The following is a 23,999-nucleotide window of genomic DNA, read 5'->3' on the forward strand; positions in this document are numbered from 1 at the left end:
CACTAACTTTTTGATGTTGAAACTTTCTTATATCCATATATTCCAGCGGCGATCACCAATAAGATGATTCCGTACACCGGAAACGGTGTTGCTAAAGCCAAGCCTTCGTTTGGTTTGCCAAACAGGTGGTTGATCAATTCGGCCACACTTGGGGATAAAAATGCTCCCAGGTTAAAGCCAATCAATACCAGAGATGTTGCCATTGATTGCCACTTTAACGGTGCTAAATTAGGCAGTTGATTAAAAATCAGCGGTGACACTAATTGTAGTGGGAACCCGATTAGAAGTAAGCCAATCACCATTACCACAAAATTGTCACCTGCAAATCCGAACATGAAACTTGAAAGAGCCATCAATCCTAGTCCAAGATAGACAGTTCCGAAACCCAGTTTTTCTTGAATCCAACCGTAAGTTAGGCCACCCAAAGTTGCTCCAATCAACATTAATGATAGAAACATCGAGGCTCCATGATACTGACTACCATTAATGGCAACTGCTATACTTGAAAACCGATTTTCCATTCCCACAAAATCGACTACCAGAAAGAATGCAAACGCCGCAAGTACATAAACCATTGGGCTGACCTTTTCAGGATAGTTTGTCTTGTTGGGCTGTGAATCTTCAGCATCAGTTTCCTCTTCAAGCTGGACTTCATCAGTATCAGGAACTCTCAATGAGAAGAACACCAATGCTGCAAAAGCTAAAGCATAAACAAGAAATGATGAGTGCCAGCCAAAGGTTAATAAGAATCCTGCAACCAGCAAGGTTCCCGCTTGGCCAAGTTGCTCAGCGGCCGCCCGCCAACCCAGCATCTGTGATCTGGTATTTCCTTGGTACCAGATTGAGATAAGGGCAATGGCTTGAGAATTGTACAATCCTAGCCCAATTCCCAATGCCAGACGCGATACTAAAATTACCCAATAATTTGAGATAAAGAATGGAACTAACCCTGCAATTCCGACAATCGTCAAACCAATCTGAATCATCCGTTTGTCAGATAACTTAAACAATCTCGAGATGATTGGCGAAGCGATTACAAAAAACATCACCATAAACGAAGGGGTCGTTGCAAGATACTCAGCTTGTGTTTGGCTAACTCCCAAAGCGTCCCTAAGCTGGGGTAGCGCTCCCTGAATCGCATATGCGCTGGTAAGCACAAATGACACAGATAGGAAAGCCGCCTTGGTCAACAAGCTATTCTGGTTTTTCATTTCATCACCTACTGCAAAATGCATTTCCTTCCAAAAACTATTGCAAAAAGTAAATTGATAAACGTTTATCAAATTTCCAAAGCAAATATATCATTCTCTCAGAAAAATGTCAAACGTTTATCAATTTCTTTTTTGGTGATTTTTATTAAAACAATTTTTTATTCAGCTAACTCATGTCTCTTCTTCAAATCCGCTTCGATCTTAGGTTGCATCTTATCGAACTTGTAGAAGTACATCAGGATTAAACCAATCCCAAATCCAATGAATGGCACCCAGACAAAGTTCATTTCAATTGCTTTTAAAGCTTGAGCAGTCTGTGCGTGGTTTGCAACGTATCCATTCATACTTAGTAGGAATCCGGTAACAACACCACCCATTCCCATTCCTAGGTTTGAGGCAATTCCTGAGAATGAAGTTACTAAACCTTCAGCACGAACACCATTTTTCCATTCACCATAATCAACAGTGTCAGCAAGCATAACTGGAAGAAGTCCTGCAAAGAAACCATTACCAAAGTAGCCAAGAATTGTTGCTCCGGCAAGAATTGGAACGTTCATCATTTGTGCACCAATTCCTAAAATCAATTGACTTAGCACACAGAGACCTAGGCCAATAACCATAGTTCCTTTTTTACCGAAGTGCTTAGTTAAGAATGGTGTAAATACAATCACAATTAGCGAAAGTGCTTGAAGTCCTAGCATAAATGAAGCTAGGTCAGCGTTGTGCATGTTGTATTTGAAGAAGTAAACGGTAACTTGAAGCTTGGTTTGCATCCCAATCCAGAAGAAGAAGTACATCAATGAGATGATCATCCATGGCCAGTTTCCTTTAAGCGCACTAATTGATTCTTTCAATGAAAGCTTTTCTTGTTTTTGTGAATGAACCCGTTCGTGCGTGTTTTTGAACGTCAATAACAGTAAGAATACCGTGAGGACAGCCACTACGATAGCGGTTACAAAAAATCCCTTACGATCATTGCCTTGACCCAACAATTGAACTGTTGGCAAGACAGCAATCGAAATCAATGTAGCACCAGTAGTTGCCAAAACTTGGCGAACAGTACTGAATTTGACCCGTTCTTGAGGATCAGCGGTTAAACTTGGGAGCATTGAAGTAATTGGAATGTTAATACCTAAATATAAAATATCAATTGCAATGTACGTTACGTATGCCCAAATTAATTTTCCGAGTGGTCCCAGTGGAACTGATGAGAACGTCAGAATAAACATGATTGCGTATGGAATTGAGAACCAAAGGAAGTATGGCCGACTCTTTCCCCAGCGAGTATGGGTTCGGTCAATCATGATTCCCCAAGTTGGTCCAGAAACAGCGTCCACAATTCTGGCAATGAAGAACAAAGTTCCAATTGCCCCGGCTGCTAAACCAAAAACATCGGTATAGTAGTACATCAAGTATGTTCCAACCATTCCGTTGGCAACGTTACATGCGAAATCACTCGCACCATAACTTAAACGTTCTTTATTAGTAATCGCATCATCAAGCGGCTCAGTTGAAATGTTATTTTGCATAGTCCCTGTCACTTTCATAATCTTTTTTCCTTTCTTCAAAACCTACTGTTCAAACTTGAACATTGCGGCATCCCATGGTGCCAGTTCAACTTTGCCCTCATCCTTCAAAGAATCATTATTAGAAATTACCAGTTTTAGCTGATTAAATGTAGTTGGCAACATGTAGCTTGTTGGTTCATCACTTAAATTAGTAACTATCAGATAACCGTGACCATTTTCTACTCGTTTATAAACAAACAGTTGGTGATCGTCAGTATCAACCAATTCGTACTTACCATCTAATAATGCTGATTCAGTCTGGCGGAGTTTGATTAACTGCTTGTAAAAATTAAGGGTTGAGTTTGGCTGGTCGATTTCATTGTCAACGTTAACTTCGTGGTAATTTTCGTTAGTTGCTAACCAAGGCTTGCTTTGGCTAAAGCCACCATTAACATCTGAACTCCACTGCATCGGTGTTCTTGCGTTATCCCGACTCTTAGCACGGAGACGCATTAATGTATCAGTCTTCGTCTCACCAGCAGCAAGTTGTTCCTTATAGAAACGAATTGAATCCAAGTCATCAAAATCATCAATGTTGTTAAAGGAAATGTTAGCCATTCCCAACTCTTGGCCCTGGTAAACAAATGGCGTTCCCTTCATCATCATGTACATAAGTCCCAATGCTGTGGCACTTTTTTTGCGGAACTTAGTATCATTACCGAAATAAGAAACGGCCCTTGGTAAATCGTGATTTTCTAGGAACAAAGCATTCCAACCAATTCCCTCAAGGCCTTCCTGCCAACGTGATAACGCTTGGCGTAGTTGAGCAATATCGACTTTCCCGACCGTAAACTTTTCCCAAAAACTTACGTGATCGAATTGAAAAATCATATCGAAGTAGCCGGTTTTTGAATTAACCCAACGCTTGGCTTCTTCAACGGGAATGCCACCAGCTTCACCAACTGTCATTAAGTGATTAGCTTTAAAATCATCACTTAACTGTGCGAGAATCTTATCAATCCCCGGAACGTTATTCATTGCGGCCTCTTGATTAGTAACATCCGCAAATGTTTGGTCCTTCTTTAAATGCGAAATGGCATCTAATCGGAAACCATCCACGCCCTTATCTGCCCACCATTTAATGATGTCAGAGACAGCTGAATGCACTTTAGGATTCTCCCAGTTTAAATCGGGCTGCTGCTTGGCAAATAAGTGATAGTAGTACTCATCGGTTGTTTCGTTATATTCCCATGCTGGACCACCAAATAGTGATACCCAATTATTTGGCAGCTTCCCTTCTGGTGCTTTCTTCCACATATAGAAGTCATGATATGGATTATCAACTGACTTCTTGGCCTCTTGGAACCACCTATGTTGATCAGAGGTGTGATTGATAACTAAATCAAAAACCACGCGGATTCCTCGTTCATGGAACTTAGCAATCATTTCAAACACATCATCAAGATTCCCATATTGAGGGTCAATATCTTGGTAGTCCGAAACATCGTAGCCATTGTCCACATTGGGAGACTTGAAGAATGGCGATAACCAAACAAAGTTGACTCCCAACGAAGAAATATATGGGATTTTTTCAATTATTCCGGGAATATCACCGATCCCGTCATTATTACTGTCATAAAAGCTTTTGGGATAAATTTGATATCCAACGGCATTTTGCCACCAAGTTGGATCTGACTTATTATCGATCAAAGTTTTCACCCTCCAAATTGTTTTGCAAGCACTTTCAGAAAACCCTTACAAGTGATATCATACTCATAAAATAATTTATGTCAAACGTTTATCATATTTTTCCAGATATCCATTTTTTAGCAATGCTATAATTTAAATAAACAACTATCAATAAGGAGTAATCAAGATGCAACCTAAGTTAGCTGACGTGGCAAAATTAGCAGGCGTCTCTGTCACTACAGTTTCAAGAGTAATCAATAATCGCGGTTATCTTTCTACAGACACTAAACAACGCGTCTCTGCAGCCATGCGCCAGTTAAACTACCAACCTAGTTCAGCCGCTCGGGCACTGAAGGGTAAACAGTTCAAGCTAATTGGTTTAATTTTTGCTAGTTTAGAAAATCCACTAATCGCTGAAGTAGTTGAAGAAATTGAAGATAGACTATTTGGCCATGGATACAAGGCCATCATTTGTAACAGTAAGGATAATCCCGAAAAGGAACGTCAGTATCTAAAGATGCTGGTCTCTAATCAAGTTGACGGAATCATCACCGGTTCTCACAATGAAGGAATTGATGAATACCGCATGTCAGGCTTGCCAATCGTTTCTTATGATCGTTATTTTCAAACTCAAATTCCGACTGTCAGTAGCGATAACTACGCTGGTGGTCAGCTGGCCGCCAACACCTTGATAAATAAGGGTTCAAAGAAACTGCTACTGGTTTCTGGTAGTTTAGAAAGCAAGACTCCAAACAATCTACGTTCTACCGGATTTCTTGACACCGCTAAGGACAAAGGCGTTACGGTTAACCACCTTAAGTTTCCGTTTAATACCACCCCTACTATTAAGCGTGCAACCTTGAAGGATGAACTTTCAAAAAAACACCCTGACGGCATTTTTTGTACTGATGACCTAACAGCTTTGCTGTGCATGCAAACAGCTAAGGAGGCTGGTTTAAAAATTCCTGAGGACGTCCAGATTATTGGCTACGATGGCTCAACTTATGTGCAGGAATATCATCCCGAGTTAAGTACCATTGTGCAACCAGTTAGCGACATTGCTGATATGGTAGTCAGATTGTTGTTTAATCGACTCCAACCAAACGACGAAAAACTATTAGATCAGTACTTGCTGCCTGTAAAGTTACTTCAACGCAATTCATTAAGAGAATAACCAATCGGAGATGATTTTTTGAAACGCCTTGCACCACTATTCGTCGCAATTGGCGCAATCAGTTACGGGATTCCCGGATCCCTATTTAAATTAGCAAACCATGATCAGGTAGCAGACGGTGCCTTACTGATTGCTACCTTTTTAATTGCGTTCATAATTTTTACACTAATTCGTAGTTTATTACCTAAGCGTCAAAAGCGAGTCGCAAACCGCAAACTAAAGTGGTTAGTGATTGTTTCCGGAAGCTCAATGGGCTTCACTAACACATTCTATCTACTATCTTTGAGTTACGTTCCTGTGGCAATTGCTGCGGTCATGATGATGCAGTCAGTGTGGCTGTCAATCGTAATCTCATGTCTGATCAACCGCAAACTACCGACCAAAACACAAGTTATCAGCGTGATTACCATCCTAATTGGAACTGTTCTAGCAACTGGACTTTTCCCGTTAGATCATGCTGTATCACTCAAAGGAATGGCATTGAGCTTCCTGTCAGCTTTGGCATACGCGTTAACAATTCAATTTACTGGTAACGTTGGCCAAGAACTGCATCCCTTTACCAAAGCCCAACTAATGAGTGCCGGTGCGCTGATAGTAATCTTATTAATCTGGGTACCAACAGTTTGGCCACTTACCCACATCAGTTCTGCTATCCATTGGGGAAGCATCACCTCATTCTTTGCCATGGTTTTACCACTAACTTGCTTTTCATTTTTCATGCCAAAACTTTCATTAGGAATTGGGCCAATCATCTCATCGCTTGAATTACCTTCATCCGTTGTTTTCGCCTTTATGCTGTTAGACGAAACCGTAACCGGAGCGCAAATTTTGGGAGTTATCTTAATTATTCTAGCAGTGATAATTACAAATATTTTGCCGTTGAGAACTCAAAGGCAGTGGAAATAAAAAACCTCGTAGACACTAGTCTACGAGGCTTTTTATATTATAAAGTTTTCAATTTCCCTCTAAATTCATCTAGAGAATGATAACCCTTTTCTTCCATGATATCTTCTAGTTCTTGAGAAATTCTGTCAAAAATTGGGGTACCCTCTGGACCAAATGCTGTTCCAATTTGAACTAAGTCTGCACCGCAAAGGACGTGTTCAAAAACGTCCATTCCTGACTTAATTCCACCAGTACCAATCATCTTGATCTCTGGTTTTAATCGTAATCGGAAACCGCGAACGTTGGCCAACGCAGTTGGTTTAACATATTCGCCACCGATTCCACCAAAACCGCCCTTAGGTTTGATCACAGCAGTTTCAGTTGCAGGATCAATAACCAAACCATTTCCAATTGAGTTAATTGAATTAACGTAAGCAATTGGGAACTTATTCAAAATTTCAGCCATTGCATCGAACTGGGTTAAGTCAAAGTATGGTGGTAACTTCAATCCTAATTTCTTATCGAAAAACTTAAATGCTTCAGTAAGTACACGTTCAACGGCCTCAAAGTCATAACCAACCTGTGGTTTTCCCTTAACATTAGGGCATGAAAGGTTCAATTCTACTAAACCATTGAAGTTGCTACTTTGAATTTCTTTAAGCATTTTAAGGTCATCTTCAATTGATAAACCGGCGACAGAAAAGATAATGTTGTTTCTACCTTCTGATTGTTCCTTCAATACGTACGCCATATAGTAATCAAATCCGTGATTAGGTAATCCCATTGAATTGATACTACCCAATGGAAGTGACTTCATTCTTGGGCTTTCGTTTCCTTCACGTTCTTCAAGAGTGGCGCTCTTAGTAACTGCACCACCAGCTTGAGAATTAAGGATTTCATTGAGATCCTTGATACTTGAACAACGAACACCCGCAGCATTTAACATCAAGTTGTCGAACTTTACACCAGCGATTTCTGATTGAAGAGATACCTTAGTTTGCATTAGCTTCCTCCTGTTTTGTCCAGTCCCATGGGGCTTTGTGCCAAGTTGATAAGTAGTCAAACTGCTCTTTAGTCAAGCGACCCTCATCGTAACCCTGCTTGATTACGTCTGAGTAAGTTAGCAGCGGTTGAAGTTCAGTATCCGCATCAGCGAAGTTCTTATCTGCATCTGGAAATTGGTAAGTGTAGATTGAAGCAACCCCAGCAACATTGTATCCGGCGTCCCGGACCGCTTTAACAGCCTTCAAGACACTACCACCGGTTGAGATTAAGTCATCAATCAGTACAACCTTGTCGTCTGATTTGATTCGTCCTTCAATTTGTTTATTAGCACCATGATCTTTGGGTTTGGAACGAACATAGATCAATGGCAAACCTAATTTTTGAGCAACCCATGATGCATGAGGAATTCCGGCGGTTGCAACCCCACCGATTACGGTTGCGTCTGGGTAGTTGGTTTTAATAATTTCTGCCAAACCTTCAGCAATCATTTCCCGCAAGTCTGGAATGGAGATTGTTAATCTAAAATCCGTGTAGATTGGTGCCAGGATTCCACTGGCGTATCTAAATGGTTTATCAAGTGAAATACTTACAATTTCGTTGTCAATTAATGATTGAATGATTTTATCTCTTTGCATCTTCCCACTCCTCTAACATCTTATGGTATGCAGCAACTGGATCAGCTGCCTTGATAATTGGTCGACCAACAACTAGTGCACTACTTCCATATTCAGCAGCTTCCGCTGGGCTAGCAGTTCTTGATTGGTCATCCTTAGGAAAGTCCTTTGGCCGGATTCCCGGAGTAACGTACCAGAAATCGTCACCAACTTCACGTTTCAGTGCACTTACTTCGAGTGGTGAGGTGATAACTCCATCTGCACCTGAGCTTTTCGCAAGTTTTGCCAGAGAAACAACTTGGTCAACCATGCTGAGCTTACTATTTTGCTCGTTTGCTAACCCTTCAGGAGTGATTGAAGTCAACTCTGTAACGGCCAATAATTTAGGTGTTGGGACACCAGCTTCCTTGGCTCCTTCTACTAATCCTTGTTTAGCCTCGGCAATCATCTCTGATCCTCCAAGTGCGTGAACGGTAGTAAATGTAACGCCCAGGCGACCAATTTGCTTCATGCCATTTTTAACAGTGTTGGGAATATCGTGTAGTTTTAAATCGAGGAAGATATCATATCCTCTATCAAGTAAATCCCGAACAATCTGCGGACCTTCACCGTAGAAAAATTCCATTCCAATTTTAACCGTGAGCTTTTCGTCCCGATCAAATTTATCAATTAATGAAAATAAGTCTCCCCTTGTGGAAACGTCTAATGAAATAATTAATGGTCCTTGCATCGTTTACCTCCTGAAATTTGGCACAAAAAAAGTCCGAGAAATTTGCGGTGGATAGAGTTCCTCTGAATTCTATCCAATTGTCCCGCAAGTTCACGGACATTATCTATTCGTCCGCTTTTGGCTTCTCTGAACCAAATTAAAGCTTTGTTATTTGATAACAACTTTATCACGACAGGGAAATATGTCAAGATGAATCTAAATTTTAGTTATTTTAATACCCGATCAATTTACCCTTGAATTATCTTTAAGTTCGTGGAATAATCTTAGGTAATCAAAAATAAGGAATGTCAGCGAGCATTCATTTGGAGGAACGACACATGGAAAATACTACTGTAAACACGCACACTCATGGCTTAACAACTAAGCAGAAATGGACAATTGCTTCAACTAGTTCAGGTTTTGCTTTGGAAAACATGGATGTGCTTTTTTTATCGTTTGCGATGAGTTCCATGATCAGTGACCTCCACCTTTCAGGTGGGGCTGCAGGTCTAATTGGTTCAATCACAAACTTGGGAATGTTATTCGGGGGAATTTTATTTGGACTTGTCGGCGATAAATTTGGCCGAGTCAAAACATTCACATACACGATTTTCATCTTCGCTTTCGCTACAGCAATGATGGCAGTTGCAAACAACATTGCAATGATTTACATCCTCAGATTCCTAGCCGGAATTGGTGCTGGTGGTGAATATGGCGTTGGAATTTCAATCATCGCAGAATCTTTCCACAAGAACCAAATCGGTAAGATGACTTCAATTGCCGCAATTGGAGGTCAAATCGGGGCAATCCTTGCCGCTATTGCAGCTGCTATGATTATCCCTACTCTTGGTTGGCACGGACTCTTCTTGCTCGGAATCGTCCCAGTAGTTCTAACCTACTTTGTTCGTCGCCATCTAACTGAAACTGATGAATTTATCAACGCAAAGAAGGTTGAAAAGGAATCAACTAGTAAAGCCGTATTTGAATACATGTTTAGCTCACCAAAAGTGGCTTACCAAAGTTTTGCACTAATGATTATGACAACTGTTCAAATCGCCGGATACTTTGGTTTAATGAACTGGTTACCAATCATTGTTCAAAAGCAATTAGGACTTAACGTTTCTGGTTCATCCCTCTGGATGATTGCTACCATTGTCGGAATGAGTTTGGGAATGATGACCTTTGGTTCAATCCTTGATTTCTTCGGACCTAGAAGAGCGTTCGGAATCTTCTTGATTGCTTCAGCCCTTATGGTTTACACCATCACTCTTGCTCATAACACCGTTACTTTACTAATCATCGGTGCTATCGTCGGATTCTTCTCAAACGGAATGTTTGGTGGTTACGGAGCCGTCATTTCTCGCCTCTACCCAACCGAAATTCGCTCAACCGCCAACAACATCATCGTCAATGTCGGCCGGGCAGTTGGTGGCTTTTCATCAGTAGTAATCGGAATTTTGATGGATCATTATTCACTAACAGTCGTAATGACATTCTTATCAGTTTTATACATCATCAGCTTCATCACCATGATGACATTGCCTGGTATGAAGAAATTATCAGTTAAAAACTAACCATACTTTTCAAAAGCTCAATTCCGGCCAGTGCCTGAGTTGAGCTTTTTTATTATCCATAATTTAGAAATTGGTTATTAACCCTTTACAAAACTTGAAAATCGGACGATTATTTTAGTATGGAGTTTTCATATTTATCTACAAATGGCCATGTACCACACAGAGAGAAAAGTAGAAGAGGTTTAAAATGCAAAGAGAGAAAGAGAGTTCCAAATTGTTTGACCCCAAATCATTGGGGATTTTGTCATTATCACTATTAACTATGGCAACGGGAATTGTCTCACCGGCCATCCCCGCCATTGCCAAGCAGTACCCAGCGGTATCTCAAAGCTTGGTTGATCAAGTTTCAACCATTCCATCATTTCTGATGGCCCTATTCATCTTGATTAGTGGTTGGATCGTCCGAAAAATTGGGACAAAGAAAACAGTAATTATTGGTCTTTGGTTAATTATTGCCTCAACAGTTCTATCGCTAATTGCCCCAAACATTTATGTCTTATTGGCTGCTAGAGCCCTTCTTGGCGCCGGGATTGGAATGTATAACTCCTTGGCAGTCAGCTTGATTACTGTTTCCTATCAAGGCGACAAGCAGTCACAGCTACTTGGCTGGCAAAACGCCTTTCAAGGAATTGGAGCGCTTGGTGGATCATTACTTGTATCGGTCTTGTTACTGATTCATTGGCGAGCAAGCTTTATAATCTACTTCATCGCAATTTACATTTTGTTTGTTTACCAAAAGAACGTTCCTGAAATTGCCGTAACGGGAACCGCAGCTGAAGATAATGCGTCAGCTCCTCAAAAGACTAACTGGATGACAGTTATTGCTGCTGGAATAGTTACTTTCGTATTGATGGCAGCTTACATGATTTCCGTAGTCAAAATTCCAACTTATTTGATTCAAAATAACATTGGTTCAGCTAGTACAAGTAGCTTGCTAATTGGGGCAATCTCCCTATTAATTATTTTTGCCGGAATCGTATATGGTAATTTATACAAACGTTTAGGTTATGGCGTTTTGATTATCGCTTCATTTTTAATGTTGGCAGCATATGCCTTACTAGCTTTTAGTCACACGTTGATTACTAGCGCGCTTGCAACAATCTTAATCGGTGTAGCATTTGGATTCTTTGTTCCATTCACATTCGGTGCCGCAAGTAATGCCGCAGACATTTCACAGTCGGATAACGTTACGAAATTTATGATGATCATGAATAACTTAGCCAACTTTGCTGCTCCATTTTTAGCGGCTTCAATCAGTGGCAACAGCAGTTCTACTAACGCCGTATTTAGCGGCGGAACTATCGTTCTTACTGTAGCCTTTATCCTAATTTTATTAGTCGGCGTTAAAGAGTTGGCACACATAAGAAATCACAGTTTGAGTCGGTAATTCTGCGCAGAAACTTGGTCTGATAACAAAATATGAAAACATACTAAACTAAATATATCTAGAGGCGGGAAACCCAAATATGGGCATTCCCACCTCTTTTTTATCTTAAGACAAAATGTGTAGTTATATCACCGTGAATGGAGTAGAATAAAGTTGTGGATGAAAACGGTTCCACGAAATCTATCGCCCATTTTCAAAATTCAATTATTTAAGGAGACGATTAGTTATGAAAGCAGCTGTATGGCACGGTGTTAAAGATATTCGCGTTGAAGATGTTGATTTAAAACCGCACAAGGACAATGAGGTTGTTGTTAAAGTCGCCTGGGCAGGGATTTGTGGAAGTGACCTTCATGAGTATTTGGAAGGCCCAGTGTTCATTCCGGTTGACCACACCGATGAATTAACCGGCGGTCATGCCCCATTAACAATGGGACACGAATTTTCTGGTGTAATTCAAGAAGTTGGTAAAGATGTCACTAAATTTAAAGTTGGGGATCACGTATCAATCAACCCAACCATCACCCATCATAATGTTCCTGACGACATTGATGTTTACGATGGGTACAGTTTCATTGGTCTTAGTACTGATGGTGGGTTCACTTCACTTGTAAATGTTCCTGAAGAAAACCTATATTCATTACCTGCTGACTTCCCATTAGAACTCGCAGCAACCATCGAGCCAACTGCCGTAGCTGTGCAAGCAGTTAAAGAAGGTGGCCTAAAATTCGGTGAAACCGTAGCAATTTTTGGAGCTGGACCAATTGGCGTATTGGTTGCCGCGGCTGCTAAAGCAGCTGGTGCCACAAAGATTATTTCGGTTGATTTATCAGAAGTTCGTTTAGATAAAGCTAAAGAAATGGGTGCAACCGATGTAATTAACCCAGCTAACGACGACGCAATTAAGAAAATCCATGAACTCGTACCAAATGGTGTAGATGTATCCTTTGAAGTTGCTGGTGTTCAGCCAACATTTGAACAAGCAATTGACGCTACGAAGGCTCGAGGTAAGATGGTAATCGTGTCAATTTTTGCTCGACCAATCCAGTTCAACCCAATGCAATTAATGAACTCCGGAGTTCAAATTACTACCACAATTGCATACTCAATGGAAACCTTCCAACAAACAGTTGACCTTGTATCAAGTGGTCAAATTAACGTCAAACCAGTAATTACCAAACATATTGATCTTGATAATATCGTTAATGACGGATTTGAAGCATTAACTACGGATAAGTCACAGGCGAAGATTTTGATTAATTTGGAGAAGGAATCGTAAAACGTACTAAAGAAGACCAGGCAATAACTGCCTGGTCTTTTCTATGCCGATTTAAACGTCACCGCCACCTTCACACCCTCATGCTCCGCCTGGTCACTAACATATTTTTTGATTTGTTCTTTTACCTTACTATCATTATGATTTAAATAAATTATCAAAACACTTTGTTTATTGTCTCCCTGCTCGTCTAGATTACCAACAGCGACCCTATCAACATCTGAGCTAAATTTATTTTCAACTTGATTCTGTAATTGATTCAATTCTTCTGAATCTTGATTATTACCCTGATCTGAAACTGAGTCGCTACTTGATTCCTTCATATACGACTTAAACTCCTTGGCCGTAATGTAGTTCCCCCTAGGAACCGCAATGACAATCGCAATTACCGTTCCCCAAATCTTATGCTTTAAAGAAAGTTTCACGTGTTCCCCATTTTTTATTCTAAAATAGGCGGTCCCGACTACAGTCGCCAGCATAATGAAGAAAATATTAATTAAGAACAGGTAGCCTGCACCCAATATATAATGTAAATTCATCTGGGTGATACCAAATCCAACTGTACATACTGGTGGCAACAACGCTGTGGCGATTGCCACTCCGGGGATAACATTACCGCCATCCTGTTTAGATGCAGCGATAATTCCTGCTAAGCCACCGAAGAAAGCGATGATAACGTCCCAAAGCGTTGGGGCAGTCCTGGCAAGAATCTGATCATTGAGTTCTTTTAGTGGCGATGCGAAAAAATATAAAGTAGAAGCAACTAAAACAAACAGCACTTCCGTCAAAAACAACTTAAAGGCGGTTCCCAATAACTTTGAATCACCGCTTCCAAATGCGTACCCCATCCCAACGATTGGTCCCATCATCGGTGAAATCAGCATTGCTCCAATCACAACTGGCGATGAATCCATGTTCATCCCCACGCAGGCAACAACCACTGCACACACCAAAATGGCCAGATTAGGAGCCCGAAGGTTCAAATCCGACCTAACATTAGTATTTAAATTTTTGATTTCGGAAACTCGTTCAGTATCCATTAGGCTCATCCCCAAATAAGTATCTACCAAAAGTTTATCATTGTCTGGGGAATTCCTGCCAATATAGCGACCTAACCAACAAATCCATACGCATCTAGGAACAGCCAGATTGAAAGTCCGATTGCTCCAATGACAACAATCCCTTTCATCAACCGTTCTGGAATTAATCTAACAATCCTAGGGCCAATAAATCCACCAACAAAAAATCCAATTGCCAATGGAATAACCAAAATCCAATAAATATGTGATTTAAACGCATAAATAATAGCTGCTAATAGATTTGATGCTCCTAAAGACACATTTTTCAGTGCATTATAAGTCGTGAATTTATACTTGCCACTTCTTGAAAGCAAAGCCAGCAACATGACTCCCCCGGCAGCTCCAAAATAGCCAGTATATGCCCCAACAACAATGATCAGAAGATCAAAACCGAAAGAACGCCACTTACTTCCCTGACGTGCTTCAAGTGACGCCGCCGATGGTGGAAAGGCAAGGATTAGACCTGCAGCCAAGACAAAAAATGGCACAACTTTTTCAAAGGTGTCTGCCGGCTGTTCAAGTAGTAAAATCGCCCCTAAAATACTCCCTAACAGCGTTAATGGCATAACCTTCATCAAATCACCATAATGGTGTTTAAGCTCCTTCTGCGATGAAACAGTGGCTCCTGCTCCCGCCAATACTAGGGCAGTAGTATTGGTAACATTTGCAAAAACTGGAGGTACTCCCACAGCAAGTAAGGCCGGATAAGAAACTAACGATGCCATCCCAGTAGTTGAACTCATAATCCCAGCAAGAATTCCAGCTGGAAATAATACAATAATTGCTTGAAACATATCGATATGGATAATCACCACTTCATTTCATTTAAATTACCATACTATTGAACCACAATAACCGTCTGAATGGAACTGATGTTACTACGTCAAAAGGAGAATTCGTTTCCGAATTCTCCTTTGTCTTAATAATTATTAAATGTCCCTATATCCAATATCTTCCCGGTAGTAAAACTTAGATAGATCAATTTCTGCTAGTTCAGCATAAACTTTTTGTTGAGCATTTTTTAAGCTGTCGGCATGATCAACAATGGTAAAAATTCGACCGCCATGACTTACCAGTTGGTTTGCATTTTTTTGGACGCCCGCAAACACAACGTTCTTTGGAAGATCAGGCATCGGAATCGATTGCTCTGGTTTTTCTGGATAACCTGGTGCTGAAACTACCACCCCAAGATAAAATCCATCGTGCTGAAACTCAGTCTTAACGGGATTCCCAGCAATTAAATCCATGGTTAACTGATAAAAATCACTTTTTAGTTGAGGTAATAAAACTTGGGTTTCGGGATCACCAAATCTAAGGTTGTATTCAATAACTTTGGGAACACCATGATCCAAAATACAACCAATATATATCACCCCATTAAAATCAAGGTGTTGAGCCTTTATTCCCTTGATAGTGGGATCAACAATCGTTCTCTCAGTGATTCTTATTAATGAATCATCAATGTGTGGAACCGGAGAGTATGCCCCCATCCCTCCAGTATTGGGACCCTTATCGCCAGCAAAAATTTTCTTGTGATCTTGGGAGACCGGAAAAATCACCCGATCATTCTTCCCTAACAACACCATCATTGAAAACTCTTCGCCATCAATAAACTCTTCAAGTAATACCCGGCCATCCTTAGAAATTGCGTCATTGATAGCAGCTTCCAAATCGGTTTGGTTATTGACGATGGCAACGCCTTTTCCAGCAGCCAAGCCAATCTGCTTAACTACTACCGGAAACCCTAGTTTAGTCGCAAATTTAAGGGCAGTTGCCGAATCGGTAAATGAACCAAATTGGGCCGTAGGAATACCATTCAGTAGCATAAAATGTTTAGCGAAATCCTTATCACTTTCTAGTCTAGCGGCATCCTTGTTAGGACCAAACACTGTTAATCCAGCTGCTTCAAAGGCGTCAACAACCCCTTTTGCCAGGGGAACTTCAGGGCCAACGAATGTTAAGTTAATTAGCTTATCCTTTGCAAATTCAACCAAACCATCAAAATCTAGTTCTGCAATATCAATAGTTTGAATATTATCACGAACCATTCCTGGATTTCCCGGAGCGCAGAACACGTCAGTAACTTGCGGACTCTTTAAGAATGTCTGTGCTAAAGCGTGTTCCCTAGCTCCTGAGCCAATTACTAATACCTTCGCCATCGTTGTTCCTCCTAGTGTCTAAAGTGGCGTCTTCCGGTTACCACCATTGCGATTCCGTATTTATTTGCCATATCAATTGAGTCTTGGTCTTTAATACTTCCACCCGGTTGAACAACCGCCTTGATACCATGTTGAGCAGCATATTCAACACAGTCATTCATTGGAAAGAATGCATCTGAAGCTAAAATAGCATTTTCGTAGCCATCTTTTGGCATTGCCTTTTCAATTGCAATTTTGGTTGAATCAATTCGGTTTGGCTGACCCATACCAACACCAAGAGTTTTAGTATCAGTTGTAACTACCACTGCATTACTCTTAACGTGTTTAACAACATGTTGGCCAAATTGAAGGGCTTTAAGTTGCTTGGCAGTTGGCTTAGCATCAGTAACCACTTTAAATTCTTCAATTTGATCCACGGTGTGATCAACTTCTTGCATCAGCATCCCTCCACTAACAGTGACTAATTCAAACTTGTCTGCCTTGTCCCGGTTAGTTAGGTCAACTTGAAGCAAGCGGATATTCTTCTTCTTAGCAAGCATATCGTAAGCTTCATCGGTAAATGAAGGAGCAATGACAATTTCCAAGAATAGTTCGTGCATCTTAGTTGCCGTTTCTAAATCAACTTCTCGGTTAACCGCAATAATCCCACCAAAAATTGAAATTGGATCAGATGCGTATGCCTCGTCCCAAGCCTCACTTAATGAGCGAGCAACCCCAACACCACAAGGATTCATATGCTTCATTGCGATAACGGTTGGATCATCAAATTCACTAACCATGTTAAGGGCGGCATTAGCATCCTTAATGTTGTTGTATGATAACTCCTTACCATGAAGCTGGTTAGCAATAATTGAAAGTTTAGATGGCAAAGCGTTCTTGTAAAATGCTGCCTTTTGGTGACTATTTTCACCGTAACGCAAACCTTGTTGCTTTTCAAAAGTCACGGTCAGCTTTTCAGGGAATTCTTCTTCAGTGAGGTAATTAGCAATTAGTGAATCATAGGCAGCGGTATGTCTAAAGACCTTAGCTGCCAAATGTTTTCTAAAGTCGTAGTCATCATCATTATTCTTAATGGCATCAGCAACTGAACTGTAATCTTTAGGATCAACAACCGTTAACACACCAGTAAAGTTCTTTGCGGCTGCCCGTAGCATTGATGGGCCACCAATATCAATTTGTTCGATTGCTTGTCCTTCAGTCGTATCTGTGCGTTCAATGGTTTCTTTGAATGGGTATAAGTTGACAACTACTAAGTCGATTGGAGTAATTCCTGCTTGTTTTAACGCATCCATATGATTAGGATCATCACGCCGAGCCAAGATTCCTGCGTGAATCTTAGGATGAAGTGTCTTAACTCGACCATCTAACATTTCTGGAAATCCTGTAACTTCGTCAACACCAGTAACACTTAAGCCGGCATCTTCTAGTGCCCTTTTTGTACCACCGGTGGAAACTAGTTCGAAATCCAGGTTTGCGAGTTGGTTTGCGAATTCAACTAAACCAGTTTTATCTGAAACACTTAACAAAGCTCTTCTTGTCATTATATTTCTCCCTTTTCAAATAAATCTTTTACGACTTGTGGATACAATTTATGTTCAGTTGCGTGGATTCGAGTTTCTAATTCCGACAAAGAATCCGACTGATAAACCGGAACCTCTGCTTGGGCAATGATCTGCCCTGAGTCAATTCCTGAATCAACCCAGTGGACTGTTACCCCAGTCTTAGAAACACCGGCTTCATATGCGTCTTCGATTCCATGGCGTCCTGGAAAGCTTGGTAACAACGCTGGATGGATATTGATGATTTTTCCTTCAAACTTATCTAACAGTGTTGGTCCAATAATCCGCATATAGCCTGCTAAAATAATGAAGTCAATTTTTTCGTTTTCAAGTTGCTTTAGAATTTCTTCTTCTGCTGCAGCTTTGTTTTCGTAATTTTTAAAATTTATGATAAACGTTGGTACATTCGCTTTCTTAGCCCTGTTCAACACATTGACTTTTTGATGATCACAAACCAGCAACTTTACGTTGAAAGGTAATTTTTCAGATTCAAAATAATCAACTAATGATGTGAAGTTCGTTCCTTCACCTGATGCAAAAATGGCAATGTTTTTTTGCTGACTCATCTTTATTTTTGCACCTCGCTTAATTCCACTTTATCTTCTCCCTTAACAATGTGACCAATTTTAAATGCCGGTTGGTTGGCTGATTCTAATTCTTGGAGAACTTCGCCCTCATCTTTTTCATGAACAACTAGAATAAACCCAATTCCTAAATTAAATGTTTGATCCATATCTGCCTGTGAAAGATTGCCCTGAGACTGAATAAACCGCATGATTGCTGGAACTTGCCAACTGCTGCGCTCTAGCTTAGCCGTTAATCCGGCCGGAATAACTCGGCCAAGGTTATCAGCAATTCCACCGCCAGTGATGTGCGCCGCTCCTGCGATTAATTTACGTTCAAAAAGCGGCATCAACTGTTTGACGTAAATTTGGGTTGGCTTTAATAATTCCTCACCTAGATCAGTTTCTAAACCTTCAGGGACGTCATTGATTGATAAATGCTGTTGTTTAAACAACACATCCCTCACTAGACTAAACCCATTTGAGTGCAAACCTGACGAAGGCAAACCAATAACGGCATCGCCAGGTTCAATTTGACTCCCGTCAACTAACTTTGATTTGTCAGCAATTCCTACAGAAAATCCTGCAAGATCATAATGGCCATTTGAGTACATATCTGGCATCTCAGCGGTCTCACCACCGATTAGACTGCAGCCAGCCAGTTCACATCCCTGTTCAACCCCAGCAACAATTTTGGCAGCTTTTTCGGGAACTAACTGACCAATTCCTAAGTAATCCAGGAAAAACAACGGCTTAGCCCCCTGTGCCAACACGTCGTTGACACACATTGCAACTAAATCAATCCCAATCGTGTCGTGTTTATCAGCTTCAAGTGCAACCAATAACTTTGTTCCAACACCGTCAGTTCCAGAAACTAATACAGGATCTGAAACCCCAGCTAAATTCAATGGAAACATGCCACCAAAGCCACCAAGATCAGCATTATTACTAATTCTTTTAACGGTATCTACAAACTTTTTGCCAGCCTCAACGTCAACTCCAGCTCGTTTATATGCGTCCACGTTTCTACCTCATTTCTTGAAGTGATCGTAATTCGTAGTTGTACTCAGTTTGATAATCATAAAGTGGCGTTGGGTACTTACCGTCAAAGTAAGCAACACATAGACCTTGGTTTGGTGCATCGCTTTTTAAATTAATCGCCTTAATCAGGTTATCTGTGCTTAAAAATGCAAGTGAGTCAGCACCAAAGTACTCACGCATTTCTTCAACAGTTTTATTCGCAGCAATCAATTCCTTAACACTTTGAATATCGATTCCGTAAAAGCATGGGTATCTTAATGCTGGTGATGCGATCCGAAGGTGAACTTCTGCTGCACCAGCATCTTTAAGGAGCTTAACAATTCGTTTGCTTGTAGTTCCACGAACGATTGAATCATCCACCAAAACGATTTTTTTACCGGCAACCACACCCTTTACGGCCGAAAGCTTCATGTTAACTCCTTGTTCCCGTAGTTCTTGAGTTGGTTGGATAAACGTTCTGGATGAATATTGGTTTTTGATCAAGCCCATTTCATAAGGTAAACCAGAAGCCTCGGAGTAACCGGTGGCCGCTGACAAAGAGGAATTGGGAACCCCAATTACCATATCTGCATCAGCAGGGTGTTCTTTAGCTAACATTTCTCCCATTCTTTTTCGTGCTGAATGGACGTTTACTCCGTATATATCTGAGTCAGGTCTAGCAAAGTAAATAAATTCCATGGAGCAAATCGCTAGTTGAGTATCTTCAGTATATTTATCAATTTTCAAACCATTGTCATCGATGATCAGTAGCTGCCCAGGTTTAACATCAAACTTAAACTCCGCACCAACCGCATCCAGTGCACAAGTTTCGCTCGTCACAACGTAACCGCCATCCGGTAATTGACCAACAACTAAAGGTCGAAAACCATTAGGATCAAGAGCTGCATACAACTTGTCGTTAGTCATAATTAGGTAAGCAAAGCCCCCCTTAATCGTGTCCAGTGCTTCCTTAACCTGATCATCTAGATTAGTTTGCCGACTTAAGCGGATAAGGTGCATTAGGTTCTCGGTATCGGAACTTGAGTGATAGATTGCTCCACGACTTTCAAGTTGTTTTCTAATCGAAATCGCATTCGTTAGGTTTCCGTTGTGAGCTAAAGCAAATTGAGAGTCACTGAAGTTAAATGGTAGTGGTTGAATATTTTCTAACAGATTACTTCCAGCAGTTGAGTAGCGCACATGGCCAATTGCTGAAGATCCGGTTAATTCACCCACGGCTTCTTGATTAGGAAAAACGTCAGTTAACAATCCCATTCCCCGTTTAGTAGTAAGCACCCCATCATTATTAACCGTAATTCCTGCACCTTCTTGGCCACGATGTTGAAGGGCAAACAGACCAACATATGTCAATCTGGCAGCATTTGGGGTTCCCCAAACTCCAAAGACGCCGCACTCTTCATTTAAACTTTTTACTTCATTTGGCATTCGAGTGCTCCCTTCCAGGTTTTCTTTGCATCCTTGATCGATAGTTTTAATTGATTGTCCGAAGTAGTGATATTAACCATTCCATCTGAAGTTGTCTGACCAACTAGAGTAGCTGCATTACCCATGATTTTTTCAAATGCCGACTGTTGTTTCTTGGAAACGGAAACCACAAACCGTGATTGAGTTTCAGCAAACATCTGACTAGCTGTTAAGTTAACAGTGACATCGAAACCAACTTCATGACCAAATCCGCTTTCAAGCAAACCAACCATCAAACCACCTTCAGCCAAGTCATGGGCACTTTGGACAGTGCCCGCTTCGATAGCTGTTCTAACTTTATTTTGATTGGAAAATTCTGTATCAAGATTGAAATCGAACAGTTTACCTGAAACTTTTCCAGTTAACATTTTCTGAATTTCTGAACCGTTAAAGTCGTTACCTGTTTTACCAACAATGTAGATTAAGTCATCAGTGCCTTTAAAATCTTGAGTCGTAATGTATTCAAGTTTTTCAATCAATCCAACCATCCCCACCATTGGAGTTGGGTAGATAGCCTGACCGTCAAATTCATTATTCAAAGATACGTTTCCAGAAATTACTGGAGTGTCGAATAGCTTGCATGCATCAGTCATTCCCATTACGGCTTGGTCTAATTCATAAAATTGATCAGGCTTTTCTGGATTTCCAAAGTTTAGACAGTCTGTGATTCCGACTGGCAACCCACCTGAAGCAACAACATTTCTAGCTGCTTCAGCGACTGCCATTTGCCCACCAACCCGTGGGTCTAAGTATAAGTAACGACCATTAACATCGGTAGTCATTGCCAGAGCCTTGTTAGTCCCACGAACTCGAAGGACCGCAGCATCTGAACCAGGGGCAACCACTGTGTTAGTTTGTACTTGAGTGTCATAAGTTTCATAAATACTATGTTTTGAAGCAATGGTTGGCTGAGCTAGCATCTTATTGGTGGTAGCTTCTAAATCCTTAACTTGAGGATCAAACTGTTCATTTGATGCATGAAGTAATCTATCAGGGACTTGTGATTCACGGTGATAAACTGGGGCATCTGATGCTAGTGAATCAACGGGAACATCAGCAACAACTTCGCCATGATGAATCAACTTGTAGTTAGAGCCTTCAGTAACGTGACCAATGACTGCTGCTTGAACCCCAAAGTCATCAAACACATCAAGAATTTCTTGTTCATGTCCTGCGCGAACACACAACAACATTCTTTCTTGAGATTCTGAAAGCATAATTTCAAATGGTGTCATGCCCGATTCACGTTGTGGGACTAAATCAAGATCAAGCGTCATTCCATTGCCGCCAGCTTTAGAACCCATTTCAGCAGATGACGAGACCAGCCCAGCGGCACCCATATCCTGAATACCAACCAAGGCATCTGGATGATTGTTAATAACTTCGAGGCAGGCATCCATTACTAATTTTTCAGTAAATGGATCACCAACTTGAACAGCCGAACGTTGGCTTTCGTGTTCAGAATCAAATTGTGAAGAGGCGAATGAAGCCCCATTGATTCCGTCACGACCAGTACTTGCACCAACATAAATAATACTGTTGCCAACACCGGCAGCCTTACCAACCTTGATTTTATCCAAATCCATCAAACCAACACACATAACGTTAACCAACGGATTTTTTGAATACGCATCATCAAATGCAACGTCACCACCGACTGTTGGAACGCCGATACAGTTTCCATAAGCACTAATTCCAGCTACGATTTGGGAAATGAAGTAGCTGTCGTTCTGGTTTTTGATTTCCCCAAAACGCAAACTATCAAGACAAGCAATTGGCTGAGCTCCCATTGAAAAGATGTCGCGGAGGATACCGCCAACACCAGTTGTTGCACCTTGGAATGGCTCAACAGCTGAAGGATGGTTATGACTCTCGGCTTTAAAAACAATGCCCTTACCGTCACCAATATCGATAATTCCGGCTCCTTCACCTGGTCCTTGAACTACCCGACTAGATTTTGAATAAAACTTCTTCAAAACCGGCTTAGAGTTTTTATAAGAACAGTGCTCACTCCACATACCAGAATATAGGCCAATTTCAGTATAATTAGGTTTGCGTTTTAAGACTTGGTTTGCGATTAGGTCATATTCATGATCTGTGAGACCCATATTCGCATACAACTTTCGATCCTTGATTTCTTGTGGTGACACGGCTTGTTTAATCATAGACAATTCCTCTACTCATTACGTTTTCAATCATCGACTTAAACAATCTGATTCCATCAGTGGAACCAAGTAACTCTTCAACAGCTCGTTCAGGATGAGGCATCATCCCTAATACGTTGCCACTTTTGCTAACAATTCCGGCAATATCATCGACACTACCATTAGGGTTTTCCGCGTATTTAAATGCTATTTGATTATTTTCTTCAAGCTCTTTTAAGGTAGTTGCATCGCAAAAATAATTTCCCTCTCCGTGAGCAATTGGCAATTCAATTTCTTCACCAAACTGATACTCACTAGTAAACATTGTTTGGTTATTTTGAACTTGAAGTTTAACTGGCTTACAGATAAACTTGGCCGTTTTATTGGTTAACAACGTTCCTGGCAATAAACCAGCTTCCGTTAAAATTTGAAATCCGTTACAAATTCCCACGATTGGTTTTCCAGTTCTGGCAAATTTAATCAACTCAGTAATAATTGGTGAAAAACGAGCAATTGCGCCACCCCGTAAATAATCTCCGTATGAGAACCCACCTGGAATCAGCACTGCATCAAATTCGTTAAGAGAACCACCTTTGTATGAAACTAGTTCTCCCGTTTCCCCCATCACATCAGTAATTGCATGGAGTAAATCATACTCACAGTTTGAGCCTGGAAAACTTAAAATTGCAAACCTCATTTTGCGGCCTCCAATTCCTCGATTTCATATTTATAGGTTTCCATATTTACGTTTGCTAATAATTGATCACAAATTTCGTCAGTCTTTTTAGCTGCTTCATCTTTGTTCTTAACCCCGTCAATGGTTAATTCAAAATACTTACCAAGCTTGAGGTCGTTTACCTCATCATAGCCAAGCCGATTAATAATTGCCCCTTTGATAGCTTGGGCTTCTGGGTTCAAAATTGATTGTTTGTAATTTACGTAGATTTTTGCCAGATACATA

The 23,999-nt window shown here is 40.8% G+C and carries 21 protein-coding genes; 5 read left to right on the forward strand and 16 right to left on the reverse strand.

Translation table 11 applies throughout. From position 1 onward, the window contains the following. Positions 1-2: 2 nt before the first annotated feature. The 3 genes from PL11_RS03315 to PL11_RS03325 all read right to left on the reverse strand — a co-directional run bounded on the left by PL11_RS03315 (position 3) and on the right by PL11_RS03325 (position 4,438). Positions 3-1,211 (reverse strand): MFS transporter, encoded by a 1,209-nt coding sequence (locus PL11_RS03315; protein ID WP_035166774.1) that lies wholly within the window; start codon positions 1,209-1,211, stop codon positions 3-5. Between the two features lie 158 nt (positions 1,212-1,369). After that, entirely contained in the window at positions 1,370-2,740 is a 1,371-nt protein-coding gene (locus PL11_RS03320) for a glycoside-pentoside-hexuronide (GPH):cation symporter (protein ID WP_191982095.1), read from the reverse strand. 42 nt (positions 2,741-2,782) lie between these two features. After that, positions 2,783-4,438: an alpha-glucosidase gene (locus PL11_RS03325; RefSeq protein WP_418287665.1), complete on the reverse strand. Its 1,656-nt coding sequence runs from the start codon at positions 4,436-4,438 to the stop codon at positions 2,783-2,785. Between the two features lie 157 nt (positions 4,439-4,595). On the opposite strand from PL11_RS03325, the gene PL11_RS03330 reads away from it, so the two are divergent. Together PL11_RS03330 and PL11_RS03335 are read left to right on the forward strand one after the other, a co-directional pair. Then, complete coding sequence (locus PL11_RS03330; protein WP_035166360.1) at positions 4,596-5,582, forward strand: LacI family DNA-binding transcriptional regulator; 987 nt, start codon at positions 4,596-4,598, stop codon at positions 5,580-5,582. A gap of 18 nt (positions 5,583-5,600) precedes the next feature. Further along, positions 5,601-6,488, forward strand: a complete 888-nt coding sequence (locus tag PL11_RS03335; protein WP_035166362.1) for a DMT family transporter — start codon at positions 5,601-5,603, stop codon at positions 6,486-6,488. Between the two features lie 37 nt (positions 6,489-6,525). Here the strand turns inward: PL11_RS03335 and PL11_RS03340 are convergent, their stop codons facing one another. From PL11_RS03340 to pyrF, 3 genes are read right to left on the reverse strand one after another with little or no spacing between them, the layout of a single operon-like run. Beyond that, entirely contained in the window at positions 6,526-7,470 is a 945-nt protein-coding gene (locus PL11_RS03340; RefSeq protein ID WP_035166364.1) for a dihydroorotate oxidase, read from the reverse strand. Next, positions 7,460-8,107 (reverse strand): orotate phosphoribosyltransferase, encoded by a 648-nt coding sequence (gene pyrE, locus PL11_RS03345; protein ID WP_035166367.1) that lies wholly within the window; start codon positions 8,105-8,107, stop codon positions 7,460-7,462. The genes PL11_RS03340 and pyrE overlap by 11 nt, the downstream gene beginning before the upstream one ends. After that, on the reverse strand, positions 8,094-8,816 hold the full coding sequence (gene pyrF, locus PL11_RS03350) for an orotidine-5'-phosphate decarboxylase (protein WP_035166369.1): 723 nt from the start codon (positions 8,814-8,816) through the stop codon (positions 8,094-8,096). Before pyrF ends, pyrE begins: the two co-directional genes overlap by 14 nt. A gap of 317 nt (positions 8,817-9,133) precedes the next feature. Between pyrF and PL11_RS03355 the strand changes: the two genes are divergently transcribed. The 3 genes from PL11_RS03355 to PL11_RS03365 all read left to right on the forward strand — a co-directional run bounded on the left by PL11_RS03355 (position 9,134) and on the right by PL11_RS03365 (position 13,032). Next, positions 9,134-10,369, forward strand: a complete 1,236-nt coding sequence (locus tag PL11_RS03355; protein WP_035166371.1) for an MFS transporter — start codon at positions 9,134-9,136, stop codon at positions 10,367-10,369. Positions 10,370-10,556: 187 nt separating this feature from the next. Continuing rightward, positions 10,557-11,756 (forward strand): MFS transporter, encoded by a 1,200-nt coding sequence (locus PL11_RS03360; protein ID WP_035166372.1) that lies wholly within the window; start codon positions 10,557-10,559, stop codon positions 11,754-11,756. Positions 11,757-11,982: 226 nt separating this feature from the next. Continuing rightward, complete coding sequence (locus PL11_RS03365; RefSeq protein ID WP_035166373.1) at positions 11,983-13,032, forward strand: 2,3-butanediol dehydrogenase; 1,050 nt, start codon at positions 11,983-11,985, stop codon at positions 13,030-13,032. Between the two features lie 41 nt (positions 13,033-13,073). Here the strand turns inward: PL11_RS03365 and PL11_RS03370 are convergent, their stop codons facing one another. The 10 genes from PL11_RS03370 to purS all read right to left on the reverse strand — a co-directional run bounded on the left by PL11_RS03370 (position 13,074) and on the right by purS (position 23,998). Next, positions 13,074-14,069 (reverse strand): TIGR00341 family protein, encoded by a 996-nt coding sequence (locus tag PL11_RS03370; RefSeq protein WP_052127730.1) that lies wholly within the window; start codon positions 14,067-14,069, stop codon positions 13,074-13,076. Between the two features lie 71 nt (positions 14,070-14,140). After that, a complete protein-coding gene (locus tag PL11_RS03375) occupies positions 14,141-14,902 on the reverse strand; it encodes a sulfite exporter TauE/SafE family protein (protein WP_035166374.1) in 762 nt (253 codons plus the stop codon). A gap of 135 nt (positions 14,903-15,037) precedes the next feature. Then, positions 15,038-16,267 (reverse strand): phosphoribosylamine--glycine ligase, encoded by a 1,230-nt coding sequence (gene purD, locus PL11_RS03380; protein ID WP_035166376.1) that lies wholly within the window; start codon positions 16,265-16,267, stop codon positions 15,038-15,040. 11 nt (positions 16,268-16,278) lie between these two features. Next, entirely contained in the window at positions 16,279-17,808 is a 1,530-nt protein-coding gene (purH, locus tag PL11_RS03385) for a bifunctional phosphoribosylaminoimidazolecarboxamide formyltransferase/IMP cyclohydrolase (RefSeq protein WP_035166377.1), read from the reverse strand. Further along, a complete protein-coding gene (gene purN / locus PL11_RS03390) occupies positions 17,808-18,392 on the reverse strand; it encodes a phosphoribosylglycinamide formyltransferase (protein ID WP_035166378.1) in 585 nt (194 codons plus the stop codon). Before purN ends, purH begins: the two co-directional genes overlap by 1 nt. A 2-nt stretch (positions 18,393-18,394) precedes the next feature. Next, positions 18,395-19,411: a phosphoribosylformylglycinamidine cyclo-ligase gene (gene purM, locus PL11_RS03395; RefSeq protein WP_035166379.1), complete on the reverse strand. Its 1,017-nt coding sequence runs from the start codon at positions 19,409-19,411 to the stop codon at positions 18,395-18,397. Positions 19,412-19,415: 4 nt separating this feature from the next. Next, positions 19,416-20,855, reverse strand: coding sequence for an amidophosphoribosyltransferase (gene purF / locus PL11_RS03400; RefSeq protein WP_035166380.1), 1,440 nt, complete (start codon positions 20,853-20,855; stop codon positions 19,416-19,418). Then, complete coding sequence (purL, locus tag PL11_RS03405; RefSeq protein ID WP_035166381.1) at positions 20,840-23,059, reverse strand: phosphoribosylformylglycinamidine synthase subunit PurL; 2,220 nt, start codon at positions 23,057-23,059, stop codon at positions 20,840-20,842. The genes purF and purL overlap by 16 nt, the downstream gene beginning before the upstream one ends. After that, positions 23,052-23,735, reverse strand: coding sequence for a phosphoribosylformylglycinamidine synthase subunit PurQ (gene purQ, locus PL11_RS03410; protein WP_035166382.1), 684 nt, complete (start codon positions 23,733-23,735; stop codon positions 23,052-23,054). Before purQ ends, purL begins: the two co-directional genes overlap by 8 nt. Continuing rightward, positions 23,732-23,998, reverse strand: coding sequence for a phosphoribosylformylglycinamidine synthase subunit PurS (gene purS / locus PL11_RS03415; RefSeq protein ID WP_035166383.1), 267 nt, complete (start codon positions 23,996-23,998; stop codon positions 23,732-23,734). Before purS ends, purQ begins: the two co-directional genes overlap by 4 nt. Between the last annotated feature and the right edge of the window lies 1 nt (position 23,999).

Origin of the sequence: Lentilactobacillus curieae, from assembly GCF_000785105.2 — a bacterium.
Lineage (GTDB): Bacteria > Bacillota > Bacilli > Lactobacillales > Lactobacillaceae > Lentilactobacillus > Lentilactobacillus curieae.